This window comes from Streptomyces sp. NEAU-174, assembly GCF_052665095.1.
On sequence record NZ_JBQTCE010000002.1, the window covers coordinates 476,228 to 495,128 of the forward strand.

The 18,901-nt window shown below is 72.5% G+C and carries 17 protein-coding genes; 8 read left to right on the plus strand and 9 right to left on the minus strand.

What is annotated here, in order from left to right:
* Position 1 precedes the first annotated feature (1 nt).
* The 7 genes from ACT2CW_RS06840 to ACT2CW_RS06870 all read right to left on the minus strand — a co-directional run bounded on the left by ACT2CW_RS06840 (position 2) and on the right by ACT2CW_RS06870 (position 6,732).
* Positions 2 to 805, minus strand: coding sequence for a GvpL/GvpF family gas vesicle protein (locus ACT2CW_RS06840; protein WP_445515907.1), 804 nt, complete (start codon positions 803 to 805; stop codon positions 2 to 4).
* The gene (gene gvpJ, locus ACT2CW_RS06845; protein WP_182469284.1) at positions 805 to 1,248 is read right to left on the minus strand and encodes a gas vesicle protein GvpJ; all 444 of its coding nucleotides are present in this window, start codon (positions 1,246 to 1,248) and stop codon (positions 805 to 807) included. Before gvpJ ends, ACT2CW_RS06840 begins: the two co-directional genes overlap by 1 nt.
* Before the next feature lie 30 nt (positions 1,249 to 1,278).
* Positions 1,279 to 2,346, minus strand: a complete 1,068-nt coding sequence (locus ACT2CW_RS06850; RefSeq protein WP_445515908.1) for an SRPBCC family protein — start codon at positions 2,344 to 2,346, stop codon at positions 1,279 to 1,281.
* Positions 2,347 to 2,351: 5 nt separating this feature from the next.
* On the minus strand, positions 2,352 to 2,882 hold the full coding sequence (locus ACT2CW_RS06855; protein ID WP_164428352.1) for a hypothetical protein: 531 nt from the start codon (positions 2,880 to 2,882) through the stop codon (positions 2,352 to 2,354).
* Between the two features lie 142 nt (positions 2,883 to 3,024).
* Positions 3,025 to 4,170, minus strand: a complete 1,146-nt coding sequence (locus ACT2CW_RS06860) for a glutathione-independent formaldehyde dehydrogenase (RefSeq protein WP_164428467.1) — start codon at positions 4,168 to 4,170, stop codon at positions 3,025 to 3,027.
* Between the two features lie 163 nt (positions 4,171 to 4,333).
* The gene (glpK, locus tag ACT2CW_RS06865) at positions 4,334 to 5,851 is read right to left on the minus strand and encodes a glycerol kinase GlpK (protein WP_164428350.1); all 1,518 of its coding nucleotides are present in this window, start codon (positions 5,849 to 5,851) and stop codon (positions 4,334 to 4,336) included.
* A gap of 38 nt (positions 5,852 to 5,889) precedes the next feature.
* Positions 5,890 to 6,732, minus strand: a complete 843-nt coding sequence (locus ACT2CW_RS06870) for an MIP/aquaporin family protein (RefSeq protein ID WP_445515909.1) — start codon at positions 6,730 to 6,732, stop codon at positions 5,890 to 5,892.
* Between the two features lie 228 nt (positions 6,733 to 6,960).
* Between ACT2CW_RS06870 and ACT2CW_RS06875 the strand changes: the two genes are divergently transcribed.
* Positions 6,961 to 8,232, plus strand: coding sequence for an FAD-binding protein (locus ACT2CW_RS06875; RefSeq protein ID WP_445515910.1), 1,272 nt, complete (start codon positions 6,961 to 6,963; stop codon positions 8,230 to 8,232).
* Positions 8,233 to 8,251: 19 nt separating this feature from the next.
* Here the strand turns inward: ACT2CW_RS06875 and ACT2CW_RS06880 are convergent, their stop codons facing one another.
* A complete protein-coding gene (locus tag ACT2CW_RS06880) occupies positions 8,252 to 10,645 on the minus strand; it encodes a phosphoketolase family protein (RefSeq protein ID WP_445515911.1) in 2,394 nt (797 codons plus the stop codon).
* Positions 10,646 to 10,821: 176 nt separating this feature from the next.
* The gene (locus tag ACT2CW_RS06885; protein ID WP_445515912.1) at positions 10,822 to 11,754 is read right to left on the minus strand and encodes a universal stress protein; all 933 of its coding nucleotides are present in this window, start codon (positions 11,752 to 11,754) and stop codon (positions 10,822 to 10,824) included.
* Positions 11,755 to 11,947: 193 nt separating this feature from the next.
* On the opposite strand from ACT2CW_RS06885, the gene ACT2CW_RS06890 reads away from it, so the two are divergent.
* The 7 genes from ACT2CW_RS06890 to ACT2CW_RS06920 all read left to right on the plus strand — a co-directional run bounded on the left by ACT2CW_RS06890 (position 11,948) and on the right by ACT2CW_RS06920 (position 18,804).
* Positions 11,948 to 12,550: a CBS domain-containing protein gene (locus tag ACT2CW_RS06890; RefSeq protein ID WP_164428342.1), complete on the plus strand. Its 603-nt coding sequence runs from the start codon at positions 11,948 to 11,950 to the stop codon at positions 12,548 to 12,550.
* Entirely contained in the window at positions 12,547 to 13,452 is a 906-nt protein-coding gene (locus tag ACT2CW_RS06895; protein WP_445515913.1) for a universal stress protein, read from the plus strand. The genes ACT2CW_RS06890 and ACT2CW_RS06895 overlap by 4 nt, the downstream gene beginning before the upstream one ends.
* A gap of 328 nt (positions 13,453 to 13,780) precedes the next feature.
* Positions 13,781 to 14,647 carry a universal stress protein gene (locus ACT2CW_RS06900; RefSeq protein ID WP_445515914.1) on the plus strand — a complete coding sequence of 289 codons (867 nt, stop codon included), beginning with the start codon at positions 13,781 to 13,783 and terminating at the stop codon, positions 14,645 to 14,647.
* A gap of 62 nt (positions 14,648 to 14,709) precedes the next feature.
* Positions 14,710 to 15,795, plus strand: a complete 1,086-nt coding sequence (locus tag ACT2CW_RS06905; protein ID WP_445515915.1) for an alcohol dehydrogenase catalytic domain-containing protein — start codon at positions 14,710 to 14,712, stop codon at positions 15,793 to 15,795.
* Between the two features lie 18 nt (positions 15,796 to 15,813).
* Positions 15,814 to 16,701: a universal stress protein gene (locus ACT2CW_RS06910; protein WP_445515916.1), complete on the plus strand. Its 888-nt coding sequence runs from the start codon at positions 15,814 to 15,816 to the stop codon at positions 16,699 to 16,701.
* A 24-nt stretch (positions 16,702 to 16,725) separates the two neighbouring features.
* On the plus strand, positions 16,726 to 18,099 hold the full coding sequence (locus ACT2CW_RS06915) for a nicotinate phosphoribosyltransferase (RefSeq protein WP_445515917.1): 1,374 nt from the start codon (positions 16,726 to 16,728) through the stop codon (positions 18,097 to 18,099).
* A 39-nt stretch (positions 18,100 to 18,138) separates the two neighbouring features.
* Positions 18,139 to 18,804 carry a CBS domain-containing protein gene (locus ACT2CW_RS06920; RefSeq protein WP_164428332.1) on the plus strand — a complete coding sequence of 222 codons (666 nt, stop codon included), beginning with the start codon at positions 18,139 to 18,141 and terminating at the stop codon, positions 18,802 to 18,804.
* Positions 18,805 to 18,901: the final 97 nt, after the last annotated feature.

Sequence of the window (18,901 nt, forward strand, 5' to 3'; positions counted from 1 at the left end):
GCTACTCGTCGCCTTCCTTCCCTTCGAGCGTCGCGTCCCCCTCGAACGTCGCGTCGGCCACGAAGTCGTACGGCGCCAGCGGGCCGAGCAGACGCATCCGGACCCGGCCGTGCCAGTGCGCGGCGAGCTCCTCGGCCGCCTCCTCGAACGCCTGCCGTTTCGCGTCCTCCACCAGGAACGAGGCGTTGATCAGCCCTTCGGGGGACGCCGGCTCCTCGGACACCGAGCCCAGCGCGTACGGCGCCAGCCGCCGGTCGAGCTCCAGCGCGTCCACGCTCCGCTTCGCGGCGATGCTGTCCATGACCAGTTGGCCGAGCTCGATCCGCTGCTCGTAGCCCGCGTCCTCGGGCAGCCCCCGCAGCTCGTCGCGGAGCCGTCTGGCCTCCGGCTGTTCGGTCACCACCTCGCGCAGCACCGCGTCCTCGTCATAGCGGGCCCGCACGGTGAGCTGCGTACGGCCGCGGAGCCGGTCGAGGCCACGGGCGAAGTCGTCATGCCCCTCGACCAGCAGCTCGTCCGCCACCGCCGCGGTGTCGCGCACCACGGTGCCGAAGCGGAACGGCAGCACCGGTGAGCCCTGCGCGGCCAGGTGGTCCAGCACCCTGGCGTGGGTGCGCAGATCCTCGGGGGTGCCCAGCGGCTTGTCGACGGGCACCTCGCTGACCACCGCGGCCTGGCCGCCCTGGCGGACCAGGGTCACCGGGGCCTCCGGGTCCCCGACGGCGGGCAGGTCCTTGACCGACTCATCGGGCCGGTCGTCCGTGACGACCCCGTAGACATAGCAGGCACGTCCGTCCTCGGCCATCACCGCTCGCGCTCCCTGTGGCTGGGGGAACCCCTGGTGCGCCGGGGCCGCTCGCGCTCCTCGGGCTCGGGTTCCCGGTCCTCGTCGTCATCGTCCCGCAGCAGATCCGAGACCGATTCCTTGACGCCTTCCAGCGCGCCCTTGGTCTTCTTCTTGCCGCCGCTCTCCTGGATCTCGTCCATGAGACCGGGCAGACCATGCGTTTCGGTGCCGCTGCGGGCGAGGTCGAGTCGGTTGGTCGCCTCCGCGAACCGCAGATACGTGTCCACGCTGGCGACGACGATACGGGCGTCGATGGTCAGGATCTCGATGCCCACCAGGGACACCCGCACATACACGTCGATGACCAGGCCCTTGTCCAGGATGAGGTCGACCACGTCGACCAGGGCGCTGGAACTCGCCCGGTCCAGATACTGGCTCTGCTGCTGCCGTGCTACGGTCACCGCGCTCACCCGTTCCGGGGGCGGGGTCCGTCAGCGGCGCGCGCGGCGCCGTGCGGGCTCCTCGTCCTCGTACTCCTCCTCGTATGCGTCCCGGGGCTCTTCGTCCTCGTACTCCTCGGGCTCCTCGTCCTCGTACTCGCCCTTCGGCTCCTCGCCCTCCTCCGGCTCCTCGCCCTCCTCCGGCTCCTCGCCCTCCTCCGGCTCCTCGCCCTCCTCGGGCTCCTCCTCGCGCTCCCGCCCCCGCTCGTCGTCCTCGACGATCTCGCCGTCGCGCACCACGCCGCGCCAGCCCACGACCTCGTCGGGTTCCAGCAGCACCTCGCGCATGAGGTGGCGGCGGAAGTGCTTCATCTCCAGGCGCACCCGGCGGCCCTGGGCGCGCCAGAGGTTGCCGGTGCGCTCCATGAAGCCCTGCGGGTAGTACTCCAGGACGAACAGGATGCGGGTGAGCTCGGGGGCCAGCTCATGGAAGGTGATCGTGCCGTCCACATGGCCCTTGTCGGCCCGCGACGTCCAGATGATGCGCTTGTCGGGGATCTGCTCGACGACCTCGGCCCGCCACTTGCGGTGCGACCAGAAGACCTGGGCCTTCCACTCGGATTCCGTACCGGCTCCGTCCTCGTCCCCGTCCCCCTCCTCGTTCCGGACGTCCTCGACCTTCTTCATGTACGAGGGGAAGTTCTCCCACTCCGTCCAGAGGTTGTAGGTGAGGGAGAGGGGCGCGCCCACGTCCATCTGCTCCACGATGTTGGTGACCTTGAGCTTCTTGCCGCCCTTGCCGCCGTCACCGCCGCCGCCGAGGCCCGGGATGATGCTCTTGGCCTTGTCGACGACCTTCTCCTTGACCTGGTCCTTGACCTTCTCCTTGACCTGGTCCTTCATCTGCTCCTTGGCCGTGTCGACGACCTTGTCCTTCACCTCCTCAAGACCGCCCTTCAGCGCGCCCTTCCCGGGGTTCTCGCCCAGGTGGGTGGCCGATTCCAGGGCTCTTTCGCCCAACGCCGCCAGCAGGCTCTGCGCCTCCTTCAGCAGGCGGTCGGTGGGCAGTTCCTGGGCGAGCGAGCGCCCGCCGGTCCGCCCCTTGATTTCCTCAGCCATGGCCCTCACCTCTGGCTTCGCCGCGCGGACCCTTCGGAGCCGGTCCGCTTCCTGGCCTGCGCCGGACGGTCGGTCGGCCTGCGCTGTCCGCCGGTGCGCTCACGCGGCCCGTCCTCGCGCGTCCGTGCGGCGCTCCCGCGCTCGCGCTCGCCGCGCTCGCCGCGCTCCTCGTGCTCCTCGTGCTCCTCGTGCTCTTCCGGCTCCTCGTGCTCTCCGGTCTCCGGCTTCTGCCGCCCGGCGCCGCCGGTGCGCAGGGTTTCGGCGCGCCGCTCCAGCCGGTCGCTCAGGGCGTCCATGCGGTGACTGGCCGCCGACATGGCGGCCTCCCGGCCGGCGGAGACCAGCCGGCTGCCGATGTCCTGGCCGAGCTTGCCGAGCTCGGAGGACTTCAGCTGCTGGGCGCCCGGTGGGCTGATACCGGAGGTGATGCGCTTGCCCGCGGCGAGACCGGCGAGGCCGAGGACCAGGGTCCCCCTGTGGCCGCGCCCGTAGAGATAGCCACTGACGAAGGCCAGTGCCACCCGGGAGTTCTTCATGATCGCTCCTCCTCCCGGAGCTGAACGAGACAGCCGTTCGGGTGCACAAAACCAATTATGGTGCATATCACCCCATTTAGTGACCTTTTGGGTCGCCTGGGGCCTTGGGGACCACTGGAGCTCGGCTCAGACCGAGGGGCCGTCAGGCGGCGAGCGCCGGATGCAGCACCACTTTGGTGTAGCCCTCGACCCGCTTGTCGAACTTCTCGTACGCCTGCGGGGCCTGGTCCAGCGGCAGTTCGTGGGAGACCACGAAGCTGGGCCGGGCGCGCCCGGCGATGATCAGGTCGCGCAGCTGGCGGTTGTAGCGCTTGACGTTGCACTGGCCCGTGCCCATGCGCTGGCCCTTCTCGAACATCCGGCCGATGGAGACCAGCAGCTGACCGTGTTTGGCGTGCTCATCCGGGCCGCCGGGGTCGGAGGGGACGTACAGCCCCGGCACGCCGAGCCGTCCGGTCGGCCGCACCGTGTCGACCAGCGAGTTGAGCACCGACGCGGGCTCCTCATGACTGGCGTCGTGCGCCTGGGCCTGGTAGCCCACCGCGTCGATGCCCTTGTCGGTGCCCTCGCCGCCGGTGCGGTCCATGATCTGCGGCACCGGGTCGCCCTTGCTGAAGTCGATGGGGACGGCGCCGATCTCCCTGGCCTTCTCCAGCCGCTCGGGCACCCGGTCCACGACGAACACCGTGGCGGCCCCGCGCAGCAACGCGGAGTAGGCGGCCATCAGCCCCACCGGGCCCGCGCCGTAGACGGCCACGCTCTCGCCCGGGGAGACCTGGGCCAGCTCACAGCCGTGGTAGCCGGTCGGGAAGATGTCGGCGAGCAGGATGAAGTCGGTCTCGAGCTCATCGCCCTGGGGCAGCTTCAGGCAGTTGAAGTCGGCGAAGGGCACCCGCAGCCGATCGGCCTGGCCGCCCTTGTACGGGCCCATCGCCACGTAGCCATAGGCGCCGCCCGCGAAACCGGGGTTGACGGTGAGGCAGAAGCCGGTGTCGCCGGCGAGGCAGTTCTTGCAGAATCCGCAGGCCACGTTGAACGGCATGACCACACGGTCGCCCTTGGACAGCGAGACGACGCCGGAGCCGGTCTCCTCGATCACGCCGAGGTTCTCGTGCCCGAAGACGATGCCGGGCTCGGCCGCCGTCCGGCCCTCGTACATATGCAGATCGGAGCCGCAGATCGCGCTGGAGGTGACGCGCACGATCACATCGTTCGGATGCTCGATCCGAGGATCGTCGACGTCCCTCACCGCCACCGAGTAGGGCTTCTCGTAGACGACGGCTTTCACCTGGATCACCTCCGCGTCGATCACTGACAAGCGGCGGTGGTGGCGGACACGGCACACGATCCCAGGGTGTCTCGGCCACCACCGGGTACTTCCAGCGAACCGCCGCGGGACGCCCGGCGCAAGCGGGTCCGCCGCGGTCATCCCGCCCCGGGCCCCGCCGGGCCTACTCGACCGTGACCCAGTCCAGGGTGCGCTGGACGGCCTTCTTCCAGCCCGTGTACCCCTCCTTCCTGGTCCTCTCGTCCCACTGGGGCTCCCACCGCCTGGACTCGCTCCAGTGGGAGCGCAGCTCATCGGTGTCCCGCCAGAACCCCGTGGCCAGCCCCGCGGCGTAGGCGGCGCCCAGGGCGGTGGTCTCGGCGATGACCGGGCGGCTGACCGGTACGCCCAGCACATCGGCCTGGATCTGCATGCACAGATCGTTGTCGGTGACCCCGCCGTCCACCCGCAGGACGTCCATGTGGATGTCGGCGTCCCGCTCCATGGCCTCGACCACGTCCCGGCTCTGGTAGCAGATGGCCTCCAGGGTGGCGCGGGCGATGTGGCCGTTGGTGTTGAAGCGGGTGAGGCCGACGATCGCGCCACGGGCGTCGGAGCGCCAGTACGGGGCGAAGAGCCCGGAGAAGGCGGGCACGAAGTACACCCCGCCGTTGTCCTCGACGGTGCGGGCGAGCCGTTCGCTGCCCGGGGCGTCGTCGATCATCTTCATCTGGTCGCGCAGCCACTGGACGGCCGAGCCGGTGACGGCGATCGAGCCCTCCAGGGCGTAGGCGGGAGGGCTGTCGCCGAACTGGTACGCCACGGTGGTGAGCAGTCCGCTGGTCGAGCGGATCAGCTCCGTTCCGGTGTTGAGCAGCAGGAAGTTACCGGTGCCATAGGTGTTCTTGGCCTCGCCGGGGGCGAAGCAGACCTGGCCGACCGTGGCCGCCTGCTGGTCGCCGAGGACGCCGGTGATGGGGGTGGCGGTGCGCAGGGGACGGGAGGTGCGGGCCTGGCCGTACGCCTCGGGGTGGGAGGAGGGGCTGATCGTCGGCAGCATCGCCCGTGGAATGCCGAAGATCTCCAGCAGCTCGTCGTCCCAGTCCAGCGTCTCCAGGTCCATCAGCATGGTGCGGCTGGCGTTGGTGACATCGGTGGCGTGGATACCGGCGCCGGGTCCGCCGGTGAGGTTCCACAGCACCCAGGCGTCGGTGTTGCCGAAGAGCGCGTGGCCGGCTTCCGCGGCCTCGCGCACGCCCTCGACGTTGTCCAGAATCCACTTGATCTTGCCGCCGGAGAAGTAGGTGGCGGGCGGCAGCCCCGCCTTGCGGCGGATGACCTCGCCCTTGCCGTTGCGTTCCAGCGCGGCCGCGATGGCGTCGGTGCGGGTGTCCTGCCAGACGATGGCGTTGTAGTACGGGCGGCCGTTGCGCGGATCCCAGATCACCGTGGTCTCGCGCTGATTGGTGATGCCGATCGCGGCCAGGTCGGAGGCGGAGAGCCCGCCCGCGCGGAGGGCGTTCTGCATCACCGAGTTGGTGCGCTCGTAGATCTCCACCGGGTCGTGCTCGACCCACCCCGCACGCGGCAGGATCTGGCGGTGCTCCAGCTGGTACCGCGCCACCTCGTCACCGTCGTGGTTGAAGATCATGAAGCGGGTGCTGGTGGTTCCCTGGTCCACCGCACCGATGAACTCCGGCATGCTGCCGCCTCTCGTGGGTGGGGTACGGCCCGGATCGGCTACTCGGGGGTCGGGGTGCGGCCCACCTCCGGTTCCGCCGCCGGGAGGAAGCGGCTGATCAGCGCCTTGTAGAGGGCGGCGCCGACGAGCCCGCCGATCAGCGGGCCCACGATCGGCACCCAGAAGTACAGATCCCCGTACTGGTCCCGCCAGGCGCTGCGATAGCCGGTGATGAAGCTGGCCAGCCGGGGGCCGAAGTCACGGGCCGGGTTGATGGCGTACCCCGCGTCGGCGCCCCACGCCATGCCGATCGCGACCACGATCAGCCCGATGACGAAGGGTCCCAGATTGGCCTTCGGGGCCGAGTTCAGCACATCGGTGACGGCGAAGATGAGCAGCACCAGGATCGCGGTGCCGATGATCTGGTCGCGCAGCGCGCCCCACTCGCTGACCGGAAGGACCCCGTTGCCGGGGAGGGTGGAGAAGACGAACTGGGTCTTGAAGGTGTGGCCCGGGTCGGCGTGGCCCAGCGCCTCGGTGTAGTTCCAGCGCACCAGCAGGGCCCCGACGAACGCGCCGAGCGTCTGGGCCACGGTGTACGGCAGGACCTTGCTCCAGGGGAAGCCCTTGAAGGCCGCCAGGGAGAGGGTGACCGCCGGGTTGATATGGGCCCCGCTGAGCCGCGCCGCCACATACACACCGAAGGTGACGCCCAGCCCCCACGCCCAGGAGATGGAGTCGTGGTCGCCGAGCGTGCCCTGGGGCTTGGTGAGAGCGCCGCCCGCCACGACCTGCGCCACCACACCGCAGCCGAAGAGGATCAGCACCATGGTGCCCGCGAACTCCGCGCAGAGCTCGCCGGCCAGTGCCGGCCTCGGGCGCTGTGGCTTCGGGGCGGTCATGGGCCCATCGTGGGGGCGCTTCGGCGCGGCGGCCCGTCCTGCTGGGCCGTCCGGGTCATGGACGGATCATGGACGAGTCAGGGCGGGTCATGGACGGCGCATCCGGGTCTGTACGGATCAGGGTGCGGACCTGTACGAAGGTGCTGACAACATCACCCACCACCCATTACCCATCGCCCTCACCTCGCCCCTCGCCCCTCGCCCTCCAGCCGAAACAGGACGACACGGATGCCGACCACCCAAGCCCCGACGAACTGGGCCGGGAACATCACCTTCTCCGCCGCCCGGCTGCACCATCCGGACAGCGTCGACGAGCTGCGGCGGATCGTCAGCTCCGCCGACCGGGTACGGGTACTGGGCACGGGCCACTCCTTCAACCGCATCGCCGACACCGAGGGCGATCTGGTGAACCTGGACCGGCTGCCGCACCGGGTGGAGATAGACCCCGGGAAGGGCACCGCGACCATCGCGGCGGGCATGCGGTACGCCCATGTGGCCCAGGCCCTGCACGCCGAGGGGTTCGCACTGGCCAACCTCGCCTCGCTGCCGCACATCACGGTCGCGGGGGCCTGCGCCACCGCCACCCATGGCTCGGGGAGCGACCAGCGCTGTCTGGCGGCGGCGGTCGCGGGACTGGAGATCGTCGGCCCCGACGGGGAGCTGACCCGGTTCGGCCGGGACGAGGACCGGGACCGGCTGAACGGGGCCGTGGTCGGGCTCGGCGGTCTCGGCGTGGTCACCGCCATGACGCTGGACATCGAGCCCACCTTCGACGTGGCCCAGTGGGTGTGGACCGGGCTGCCGCTGGACCGGCTGGACGACAGCTTCGAGGAGATCTTCGGCGCCGCCTACAGCGTCAGCGTCTTCACCGACTGGCGCTCGGGCGAGGGCGTGGTGTGGCTGAAGTGCCGCACCGACCTGCCCGATCCCCCGGAACCCGGACAGCCGTGGCTGGGGGCCCGCCCGGCCAACCGCCACCACCACCCGGTGCCCGCGATGCCGCCGCTGCACTGCACCGAGCAGCTGGGCGCGCCCGGGCCGTGGCATGAGCGGCTGCCGCACTTCCGCCCGGACTTCACCCCGAGCAACGGCGATGAGCTCCAGTCGGAGCTGCTGCTGCCCCGCGAGTCCGCCTCGGCGGCGTTCGCGGCGCTGCGCGGCCTCGGCGACCGGATCGCGCCCGTGGTGCAGGTGTCCGAGGTCCGTACGGTCGCGGCGGACGAGCTGTGGCTGAGCCCCGCGTACGGCCGGGACAGCGTGGCCTTCCACTTCACCTGGGTCCCGGACCACGACGCGGTGATCGAGGTGGTGGCCGCGGTGGAGGAGGCGCTGCTGCCGCTGGGGGCGCGGCCGCACTGGGGCAAGCTGACGACGGCCGCGCCGGAGCGGATCCTCTCCTCGTACGACCGGGCCGGCGACTTCGCGCGGCTGCTGGCCGAGCAGGACCCGGCGGGGAAGTTCCGCAACGCCTATCTCGAGGGTTACTTCCCCACCGGGTGAGAGCGGCACCGGCCGGTGGTCAGCCGGTCCAGGACCATTCGGCGACCTCGGGCATATCGGTGCCGTGCTCACGGATCCAGGCCTGGTGGCGGGTGCGGGCGTCCTGCATCCGCTGCCGTACGGCCGTGGCGCGCACCGCGAGCCCGGGGGTCCGGTCGATGACGTCCATCACCAGCCGGTAGCGGTCCATGTCGTTGCGGACCACCATGTCGAACGGCGTGGTCGTGGTGCCCATCTCCTTGTAGCCGCGCACATGGAGGTTGGGGTGGACGGCCCGGCGGTAGGACAGCCGGTGCACCAGCCACGGATAGCCGTGGTAGGCGAAGATGACCGGCCGGTCGCGGGTGAACAGGGCGTCGAACTCGTGGTCCGTCATCCCGTGCGGGTGCTCCTCCTTCGGCAGCAGCCGGGTCATGTCGACCACGTTGACCACCCGCACGGCCACATCGGGCAGGTGGCGGCGGAGGATCCCGGCGGCCGCGATGACCTCCTGGGTGGGCACGTCGCCCGCGGCGGCCAGCACCACGTCCGGCTCCCCCGCGCCGTTCTCGGTACCGGCCCAGTCCCAGGTCCCGGCGCCGCGGGCGCAGTGGGCACGCGCCTGGTCGAGATCGAGCCAGTCGAAGCAGGGCTGTTTGCCCGCGACGACCACATTCACGTAGTCGCGGCTGCGCAGGACGTGGTCGGCCACGCTGAGCAGGGTGTTGGCGTCCGGCGGCAGATAGACGCGCACCACCTCCGGGCTCTTGTTGAGCACATGGTCGACGAAGCCGGGGTCCTGGTGCGAGAAGCCGTTGTGGTCCTGGCGCCACACATGGGAGGTCAGCAGGTAGTTGAGGGAGGCCACCGGGCGCCGCCAGGGCAGTGAGCGGGACACCTTCAGCCATTTGATGTGCTGGTTGACCATGGAGTCCACGATGTGCACGAACGCCTCGTAGCAGGAGAAGAGGCCGTGCCGCCCGGTCAGCAGATAGCCCTCCAGCCAGCCCTGGCAGAGGTGCTCGGAGAGGATCTCCATGACCCGGCCGCCCCGGCTGAGGTGCTCGTCGGTGGGCGCGACGGACTCCTGCCACGCCTTGCCGGTGGCGCGGTAGAGGGCCTCCAGCCGATTGGAGGCGGTCTCGTCGGGGCCGACCACCCTGAAGTCGCGGCGGTCGGCGGTGTCCTCCATGACCTTCTCCAGCAGCCCGCCGAGCACCCGGGTCGGCTCGTGCAGGGTCGCGCCGGGCTTGTCCACGGGGACCGCGTACCGCTCCAGGTCCGGCACGGGCAGCGAGCGCAGCAGCAGTCCGCCGTTGGCGTGCGGATTGGCGCCCAGGCGGCGGTCGCCCTCCGGCACCTCGGCCAGCAGGTGCGGCCGGGGCCGCCCGTCGGCGTCGAAGAGCTCCTCGGGGCGGTACGAGCGCAGCCAGCGCTCCAGCTGCCGCAGATGCTCCGGGTTCTCCCGGACGCCCGGCAGGGGGACCTGATGGGCGCGCCAGGTGCCCTCCACCGGGAGCCCGTCGACCTCCTCGGGCCCGGTCCAGCCCTTGGGCGTACGGAGCACGATGACGGGCCAGCGCGGCCGCTCCGCGATGTCCTCCTCGCGGGCGGTGCGCTGGAGCAGGGCGATCCGGTCCAGCGCCTCGTCCAGGGCGTGCGCCATGGACCGGTGCACCTGAAGCGGTTCGTCGCCGGCGACGTGGATCGGCTCGTGGCCGTACCCCCGCAGCAGGTCGTCGAGTTCGGGCTCGGGCAGCCGGGCGAGCACCGTGGGGTTGGCGATCTTGTACCCGTTGAGATGGAGGATCGGCAGCACGGCGCCGTCGTGGACCGGGTCCAGGAACTTGTTGGCGTGCCAGGAGCCGGCCAGCGGGCCGGTCTCGGCCTCGCCGTCGCCGATGACGCAGGCGACCAGCAGCCCGGGGTTGTCCAGCGCGGCCCCGTAGGCGTGGGCGAGGGAGTAGCCGAGCTCACCGCCCTCGTGGATCGAGCCGGGGGTCTCCGGGGCCACATGGCTGGGCACCCCGCCGGGGAAGGAGAACTGCCGGAAGAGCCGGGCCATGCCCGCCGCGTCCCGGCTCACGTCCGGGTAGACCTCGGAGTAGCTGCCGTCCAGCCAGGAGCCCGCGAGCACCGCGGGGCCGCCGTGGCCGGGGCCCCAGACGCAGATGGCGTCCAGGTCGCGGTCCTTGATGACGCGGTTGAGATGGGTGTGGACGAGGTTGAGCCCGGGTGAGGTGCCCCAGTGGCCCAGCAGCCGGGGCTTGATGTGGTCCGGGCGCAGCGGCTCGGTCAGCAGCGGGTTGGCCAGCAGATAGATCTGGCCCGCCGCGAGGTAGTTGGCGGCGCGCCAGTGGGCGTCCAGGGCGCGGATCCGGTCGTCGGCGAGCCCGCCGCCCGGCGAGCCCGTCATGGTCGGTGCGTCTGGCATGGACCTCTCTCCCTCATGGTCTCCTGTGACCTGCCGGTCTCGTGGTGTGCGGTTGTGTACCCGCCGGTCGTACGGTCTGTTGCGTACGGTTGGTCGTACGGCCTGTTGCGTACGGCCGGTCGTGCTGCCTGTTGCGTACCGCCTGTTGTGTACGCGCCGGTCGTGCCGCCTGCCGTTCAGTCCCGCTCCGGCACGATGCGGTCCCGCTCCGGCACGATCACCACCGGGCAGGGCGCGTGGTGCAGGGCCGCGTGGGCGATGCGGCCGAGTTGCAGCCCGGCGATGTGTCCGTGGCCGCGGTGAGCGCCGAGGACCAGCAGATCGGCGGTGGCGGCCGCGTGGAGGAGCGCCTTGCGGGCCGTGCCCTCGACCGTCGCGCGGTGCACGGTGACCTCGGGGTGGTCCCGTACGGGGGTCCGCAGGGCGTCCTCCAGCGTCCGCTCCGCCCGTGCCCAGTGGGCCCGTACCGGATCCCCCTCCAGCAGCAGATCATCCGTCACCTCACCGGCGGGCGCGCGCCAGGCCCGTACGGCCTCCAGCGTGCGGCCGCCCGCCTCGGCCTCCTGGAAGGCGAACCGGGCCGCGGCCGACGGACCGCCCGTCCCGCCGGGCTCGCCCACGCCGAGCACGATCCGGCCGAAGGCGCCGCCCCGGTTGGGCTCGCCGCCGCGTACGACGGTCACCGGGCAGCCGGCGCGGGCGGCGACCGCGAGGCTCACCGAACCGAGCAGCAGCCCGGCGAGTTCACCGCGGCCGCGGGAGCCGACGACCACGCCGGACGCCTCCCGCCCGGCGCGCAGCAGCGCGTCCACCGGGTCCTCCGGCAGGACCTCGGCGGCGACCTTCACATCGGGGCCGCGGCGGCGGGCGCGCTCCGCGGCGGACGCGGCGATCTCCTCGTCCCTGATCTGCTCCCAGGGGCGCTCGGGGTCGGCGGCGGGCGCGATGCCCTCGTACCGCTCCCACAGCGAGGCGTGGACCAGCCGCAGCGGCACCGCGTGCCGGGCCGCCGCGTCCACCGCCCAGTCCACCGCCTGGAGGCTGTGGTGCGAGCCGTCGACGCCCACCACGAGGGGGAGCTCCACCGTGTCCACCACCTTCCGACGCATGCCTCCGCCCCCCGTCCCGACGCCTTCACCCTCGCGCCCGTCCGGGATCCCGCGCGAGGGGCGATTCGGCCCCGCCGGGGGTCGTTCGGCCCAGGGCACCCGTGCGGGCCGAACGGTCCCGAGCGGACCCCGGGCAGCCCAAGAAGGGCGCCGGAGCGCCGTCCCACGCTGGGAGCGGACCGGGGAGGCATGGATGAAGCACCGCAAGATCGGCAACGTGATGACCGACGACGTCGTCCGGGTGAGCTCCAGGACCTCTTTCGACGAGGTCGGTGCGCTGCTCTCCCGGCACCGCTTCAACGGACTGCCCGTGGTGGACGGGGACGACAAGGTGGTCGGCATGATCACTGGAACCGATCTCAGCGAACCCGCCCCGACGGCCGGAGAGCTGATGTCGCGCCCCGCGGTCACCGTGCGCCCCCAGGACAGCATCGTGGACGCGGCCCGCGCGATGGACCGCCATCGCGTCGAGCGGCTGCCCGTCGTCGACGAGGAGGACCGGTTGATCGGCATCGTCACTCGCCGGGATCTGCTGCGGGTCTTCCTCCGCCCGGACGACGAGATCCGCGCCGAGGTGATCGACGAGGTGCTGGTCCGCTCGCTGTGGCTCGGCCCGCAGTCCGTCGCGGTCACCGTGACCGACGGGGTCGTACGGCTGGAGGGGCAGCTGGACCGGCACAGCGAGATCCCCATCGCGGTCCGGATGACCGGGCAGGTGGACGGCGTGGTCGCCGTGGTCGACCGGCTCAGCTACCGGGTCGACGACTCCGCGGGCCGGGGAGGTGCGCGGCCATGACCCGCCCGGCGGGCAAGCCGCTGCGGGACGGCCGGGTGGTGGTGGGCCTGGACGGCTCCGACAGCGCCTGGGCCGCGCTGGACCGTGCGGTCGCCGAGGCGCATCGCCGTGACGCCACGCTGGAGATCGTGCACGCCTGGCCGTGGGCCCGCACCGACCCGCTCGCCTTCGACCCGGACAGCGAACCGCGGCGGCCCGCGGTGGAGATCGCCAGGACCGTGCTGCGGCTGGCCATGTCGCGGGCCCAGGAGCAGGATCCGCACCTGCGGATCGTGCCCACCCTGACGGCCCAGGACGCGGTGCCCGAGCTGCTGCGGATCGGTGAGGACGCCTCGCTGATCGTCATCGGCACCCGGGGCCTTGGCGGTTTCACCGGGCTGCTGCTCGGCTCGGTCGGGCTGCGGCTGGCCGCCCACACCCGGCGCCCGCTGCTGGTGGTGCGCGGCGGGTCCACGAGGGCGTACGGGCCGGAGGGCCACGGCAAGGTGCTGGTCGGGGTGGAGAGCGGCGCGGACGCGGCGGCGGCCCGCTTCGCCTTCGAGGAGGCCGCCCGGCGCCGGGCCCGGCTGCGGGTGCTCTACGCCTGGCCGAAGCCGCGGGTCTTCGCGGGCGATCATGCCCTGCCCGCGCGCGAGGTGGTGGCGCTGCGCGCCGAGCGGGAGCAGACGGTGGCGCACGGGATGGTGGCCGGGCTGCGCGAGGAGTTCGGGCACATCCGGGTGCGGGAGCACACCACTCACAGCGCCCCCGCGCAGGCCCTGGTGGAGGCGTCGCGGGCGGCGGACGTCCTGGTGCTGGCCGTCCACCGGCGGACACCCCGGCTCGGGATGCAGCTCGGCCCCGTGACGCATGCGGCGCTGCACCATGCGCACTGTCCGGTAGTGCTGGTGCCGGTGGAATAGCCGCCGGGCGGAATGGACGCCATGCCCGCCTCCGGGCGGCGGAAAGGGCCGTAAGGCCTGGTCCCCGGGGCCTCCCCGGGACCGGTCGGCCCTGTCGGCCGGGGCCTGGCCATGGTCCGCTGGAGATGGCACCGGGGGCAACCGGTAGACGCGGAGAAGCGGACGTCCCACTACCGCGCACCGCGCAATCAGGGCCCGCGAGAAGTGGGCGCCCCCGGCGCCGCGCCTCGGGCCGGGCACCCTCCCCGCGAGCCCGCGCGGCGCGGCGGCCCGTACGCGCCGATGGCGAACCGAGGTGCCGAGTGGGCCTGCCGGGAAGGAGGCAGCTATGGCGCGCCCCGTCACCGTCGGACTGGACGGTTCCGACGAGAGTCTGGCCGCCGCCGGCTGGGCGGCCCATGAGGCCGGTTCGCGCGGAGCGCCCCTGCGGCTGGTGAACGCGTGGCCGGGGCCCGAGCAGACGGATCTGACCCCGGGCCGGGAGGCCGCCTGGCAGTACTGGTCCGAGCGCGCCCTGCGTTCGGCGCGCGCCGAGCTGGACGCCGACCAGCCCGAGACGACGATCGTCACCGCCCAGGTCTCCGGCCTGCCCGCGCCCGTGCTGCTGGCCGAGGCGGAGCGGGCCCAGCTGCTGGTGGTGGGGTCCCGCTCGATCGGCGTGGTCGCGGGCTTCTTCCTCGGTTCCGTCGGCCTGGAGCTCGCCGCGCGCTCCATGACCCCCGTGGTCCTGGTACGGGCGGACGGGCACGAGGAGCGGCACGGCGAGCGGCACGGCGATGTGGTGGTCGGGGTGGAGCCGCACGAGCCGTGCGACGACATCCTGGAGTTCGCCTTCGACGCCGCGGCGCGGCGCGACGGTGTGCTGCGGGCCGTCCACGCCAGCCGGGTCCCCGCCATCCGGGGCGACGCCCCCTGGGTGGTGGACGTGGGGCTGAGCGACGCGCGCAAGGAGGCCGAGCACGCGCTGGGCGAGGTGCTGGCGCCGTGGCGGGACAAGTTCTCCGAACTGCGGGTCTTCGAGGAGGTCGCGTCGGACAGCCCGGCCCGGCGGCTGGTGGCCTCGGCGGCGGGGACGGCGCTGATGGTCGTGGGCCGCGGTCCGCGCCGGGTGGGGTTCGGCCCCCGGCTGGGACCGGTCACCCAGGCCGTGGCGCACCACGCCGCCTGCCCGGTCGCGGTCGTGCCCCAGCGATGAATCGGAGGAAACCGGAGGAGAGGAATCCGGAAGAAAGGAAACCGGAGGAGAGGTAAACGGCCATGAAAGCACTCGTCTTCCACGGGCCGGAGCGGTCCTCCTGGCAGGAGGTGCCCGACCCCGAACTCGTGGCCGCCACCGACGCGATCGTCCGGATCGACACCACGACCATCTGCGGCACCGATCTGCACATCCTCCGCGGCGAGGTGCCGGACATCGAGCCCGGCCGGGTGCTCGGCCACGAGGGGGTCGGCGAGGTCGTCGAGACCGGTGCCGACGTCCGCGGGATCCGTCCCGGCGACCGGGTGCTGATCTCCTGCATCTCGGCCTGCGGCCACTGCCGCTTCTGCCGGGAGCGCGGCTACGGGCAGTGCCGTGACGGCGGGGGCTGGATCCTGGGCCGTACGGTCGACGGCACCCAGGCCGAGTATGTGCGGGTGCCCTTCGCCGATCTGTCCACGCATCCGCTGACGGGGTCGGTCGAGGGCCATGACGCCGTGCTGCTGGCGGATGTCTTCCCCACCGCGTACGAGGTGGGCGTGCTCAACGGCCGGGTGGGGCCGGGCGACACGGTCGTCGTGGTGGGCGCCGGGCCCGTCGGGCTGGCCTCCGTCGCCACGGCGCAGTTCTTCTCCCCCGGCCGGATCATCGCCGTCGATCCGGACACGGCCCGGCTGGACGCCGCCAAGCGGGTCGGCGCCGACGCGGTGGCGGACTCCGCCGAGGACCCGGAGCGGCTGGTCGACGATCTCACCGAGGGGCTCGGCGCCGATGTGGTGATCGAGGCCGTGGGGAGCCCGCGGTCCTTCGAGACCTGCACCCGGATGGTGCGGCCGGGCGGCCGGATCGCCAACGTGGGGGTGCACGCCCAGCCCGCGACGCTGCATCTCGAAGAGCTGTGGATCAAGAACGTGACGATCACCACCGGGCTGGTCGACACCTACTCGACCCCCACCCTGCTCTCCCTGCTGTGCGCCGGGCGGCTGCCCACGTCCACGCTGATCACCCATCTGTTCCAGCTGGACCAGATGGAGGAGGCGTACGACGTCTTCGCCCGCGCCGCCGACACCGGCGCGATCAAGATCGCGCTCGGCGAGGTCGCCCGTCCGCTGGTGGCCGCCCGTCCGCTGGTGGCCCGGGAGACATGAGCGGGGAGGCCGATGCGCATGGGAGCACCCATCACCGTCGGGGTCGACGGTTTCGCCGAGAGCCCGCCGGCCGCGCACTGGGCGGCGCGTGAGGCGTTGCTGCGCGATCTGCGGCTGCGTCTGATCCACGCCTGGAACCCGCCGTCGCCCCCGGCCCCGGCCCTCCCCCACGAGGACGACCCGAGCTACTGGTCGCAGCGGCTGCTGGCCGACCTGGTGGACGAGTTGCGCGACACCCACCCGGGGCTGCGGGTCTCGGCGGAACTGGTGCCGCGCGAAACCGTGCCCGCCCTGCTGGACGCGGCCCGGGACGCCGAAATGCTGGTGCTCGGCTCGAGCGGGCGCGACACCCCCGGCGGCTTCCTCCTCGGGTCGACCGGCCGCCAGATCCTCGCGCACGGGGTGCACCCGGTGATCATGGTGCACGCCGACGACCAGCCGCTGACCGCCGACGTGACCGTCGGGGTGTCCCTGCGGCAGCCGAACGAGGAGGCGCTGCGGTTCGCCTTCGACGCCGCCGCCCGGCGCGGCGGTGTGCTGCGCGCCGTGCACGCGGGCACGAGCGGGCCGGGGCACAGGGAGGCAGTGAGGCACGAGGGGGGAGCGGGGCACGGGGAGGCAGTGGGGCACGTGGAGGCAGCGGCGGACGAGGAGGGGCCGGGGGCGGAGGACGCGCTGGAGGCGGCGTTGCGGCCCTGGCGGGAGCGGTACCCCGGGGTGCCGGTGGCGGAGGCCCTCACCTCGGAGCGCCCGGCGCTCGGCGTGGTGCACACCGCGCCGGGCTCGGGACTGCTCGTGCTGGGCCGCGACGAGACGGAGCCGGGCCCCGTCCCCCACCTCGGCTCGGTGATCCACGCGGCGGTGCACCACGCGCCGTGCCCGGTGGCGGTCGTCCCGCGCGGCTGATGTCCGGAGGGAGGCGAGAGTGACGTGTCGGAGGCGATGACCACCGACCTCTACGAGGTGACGATGGCCCTGTCGTATGTGCGCGAGGGCATGACGGCCCCCGCCACCTTCGACCTCTACGTCCGCGATCTGCCGCCCGAGCGGGGCTTCCTGGTCGCCGCGGGCCTGGAACCGGCGCTGGACTTCCTGTCCGGCTTCCGCGTCGGGCCCGAGGACGTGGCGGCGTACGCCGCGGCGATGGGCCGTCCGTACGAGGACCTCGAACCGCTGCTGGGGCTCGGCTTCGACGGCGAGGTGCGGGCGGTGCCCGAGGGGCGGATCGTCCTCGCCGGGGAGCCGCTGCTCGAGCTGACCGCGCCGCTGCCACAGGCCCAGCTGGTCGAGACGTATCTGCTGGGGCAGCTGAGCCACCAGACCACCATCGCCTCCAAGGCGGCCCGGTGCGTGGTGGCCGCGGAGGGGCGCCCGGTGGTGGACTTCTCGCTGCGCCGCACCCACGGCCCCTGGTCCGGGCTCCAGTCGGCGCGGCTGGGCGCGATGACCGGGTTCACGGCGACCAGCAATGTGGCGGCGGCCACGGCCTACGGGATCGAGGCCACCGGGACGATGGCGCACTCGTACATCGAGACGTTCCCGGACGAGGAGACCGCGTTCCGCGCGTTCGCCCGTACCCACTCCGGCCCGGTCACCTTCCTGGTGGACACCTACGACACGGCGACCGGCGTGGCCACCGCGGCGCGGGTGCTGCGCGAGCTGGAGTCCGGGCCCCTGGGCGCGATCCGGCTGGACAGCGGTGACCTGGGCGAAGAGGCGGTGCGGGCCCGGAAGATCCTCGACGCGGCCGGTCTGCCGGAGGTGCGGATCGTGGCGAGCGGCGGGCTCGACGAGTACGCCATCGAGGAGCTGATCCACTCGGGCGCGCCGATCGATGTCTACGCCGTGGGTACCCGGATGGGCGTGTCAGCCGACGCCGCCTCCCTCGACACCGCGTACAAGCTGGTCGCCTACGACGGGCGGCCGGTGATGAAACTGTCCTCGGCCAAGGCCACGGCCCCGGGCGGCAAGCAGGTGTGGCGGCGCCCCGGCTTCGCCGATGTGATCGGCGAGCGCGACGAACTTCCGCCCCGCGGCGGCGCGCCGCTGCTGGAGACCGTGATGCGGGAGGGCGTACGGACCGCGGCCCCCGACACCCTCGACCGTGCCCGGCGGCGGTTCGACACCGATCTCGCGGGGCTGCCGCCGCACGCCCGGCGAATCCGCCACCCGGCCCCGCCCCGGCCCGCCACCTCCGCCGGGCTGGCCCGGCTCGCGGGGCGGGTGCGCCGCCGGATCGAGGTCCGGCTGGCGGCCGGGGGCGAGATGGGCGGGGGCAAGGTGGGCGGAAGACAGGCAGCGTGACGTAGGCGGAAGACAGGCAGCGTGACGAAGGAGGATGCCGTGCCCCGGAGTGCGCACATCGTGAGCGATGTGATGACCCATACCGTCGTCGCCGTCGGCCGCGAAGCGCCGTTCAAGGAGATCGTCAGAACGCTGGAGCAGTGGCGGGTGAGCGCCCTGCCGGTGCTGGAGGGCGAGGGCCGGGTCATCGGCGTGGTCTCCGAGGCGGATCTGCTGCCCAAGGAGGAGTTCCGCGACAGCGATCCCGCGCGGGTGACGCAGCTGCGCGACCTTCCCGGTGTCGCCAAGGCGGGCGCGGTGACGGCCGATGAGCTGATGACGTCTCCCGCCATCACCGTGCACGCGGGCGCCACGCTCGCGGAGGCCGCGCGGATCATGACCCACAAGCGGGTCAAGAGGCTCCCGGTGGTGGACGAGGAGGGGAGGCTCGAGGGCATCGTCAGCCGCGCCGACCTGCTGAAGGTGTTCTTGCGGCCGGACGACGACATCGAGGACGAGGTACGCCGTGAGGTGGTGACCCACCTCTTCCCGGCGCAGGGCGAAACCGTCCGCGTGAGCGTGAACGAGGGCGTGGTCACCCTGGCCGGACGGGTCAAGGAGGCCGTTCTCATCCCGGCGGCGGCTCGCCTCATCCGCGCGATCGAGGGTGTGGTCGACTTCGACAATCAGCTCACGGCCGTGCCGCATACGACCCAGCGGCGGTAGCAGCGCCGTCCGGCGGTCCCTAAGCGGCCTCATTGAAGTCCGGTGCGTTTGGGTGCGCCCCGAAGGGGCGCGGGGAACTGCGCGACCAGCCACGACG

What these genes read in the sequence shown, in the direction of transcription:
- ACT2CW_RS06840 (WP_445515907.1), bottom strand. Translation starts at nt 805, where the DNA reads ATGGCCGAGGACGGACGTGCCTGCTATGTCTACGGGGTCGTCACGGAC.
- ACT2CW_RS06850 (WP_445515908.1), bottom strand. Translation starts at nt 2,346, where the DNA reads ATGGCTGAGGAAATCAAGGGGCGGACCGGCGGGCGCTCGCTCGCCCAG.
- ACT2CW_RS06855 (WP_164428352.1), bottom strand. Translation starts at nt 2,882, where the DNA reads ATGAAGAACTCCCGGGTGGCACTGGCCTTCGTCAGTGGCTATCTCTAC.
- glpK (WP_164428350.1), bottom strand. Translation starts at nt 5,851, where the DNA reads ATGCCGGAGTTCATCGGTGCGGTGGACCAGGGAACCACCAGCACCCGC.
- ACT2CW_RS06870 (WP_445515909.1), bottom strand. Translation starts at nt 6,732, where the DNA reads ATGACCGCCCCGAAGCCACAGCGCCCGAGGCCGGCACTGGCCGGCGAG.
- ACT2CW_RS06875 (WP_445515910.1), top strand. Translation starts at nt 6,961, where the DNA reads ATGCCGACCACCCAAGCCCCGACGAACTGGGCCGGGAACATCACCTTC.
- ACT2CW_RS06880 (WP_445515911.1), bottom strand. Translation starts at nt 10,645, where the DNA reads ATGCCAGACGCACCGACCATGACGGGCTCGCCGGGCGGCGGGCTCGCC.
- ACT2CW_RS06885 (WP_445515912.1), bottom strand. Translation starts at nt 11,754, where the DNA reads ATGCGTCGGAAGGTGGTGGACACGGTGGAGCTCCCCCTCGTGGTGGGC.
- ACT2CW_RS06890 (WP_164428342.1), top strand. Translation starts at nt 11,948, where the DNA reads ATGAAGCACCGCAAGATCGGCAACGTGATGACCGACGACGTCGTCCGG.
- ACT2CW_RS06895 (WP_445515913.1), top strand. Translation starts at nt 12,547, where the DNA reads ATGACCCGCCCGGCGGGCAAGCCGCTGCGGGACGGCCGGGTGGTGGTG.
- ACT2CW_RS06900 (WP_445515914.1), top strand. Translation starts at nt 13,781, where the DNA reads ATGGCGCGCCCCGTCACCGTCGGACTGGACGGTTCCGACGAGAGTCTG.
- ACT2CW_RS06905 (WP_445515915.1), top strand. Translation starts at nt 14,710, where the DNA reads ATGAAAGCACTCGTCTTCCACGGGCCGGAGCGGTCCTCCTGGCAGGAG.
- ACT2CW_RS06910 (WP_445515916.1), top strand. Translation starts at nt 15,814, where the DNA reads ATGGGAGCACCCATCACCGTCGGGGTCGACGGTTTCGCCGAGAGCCCG.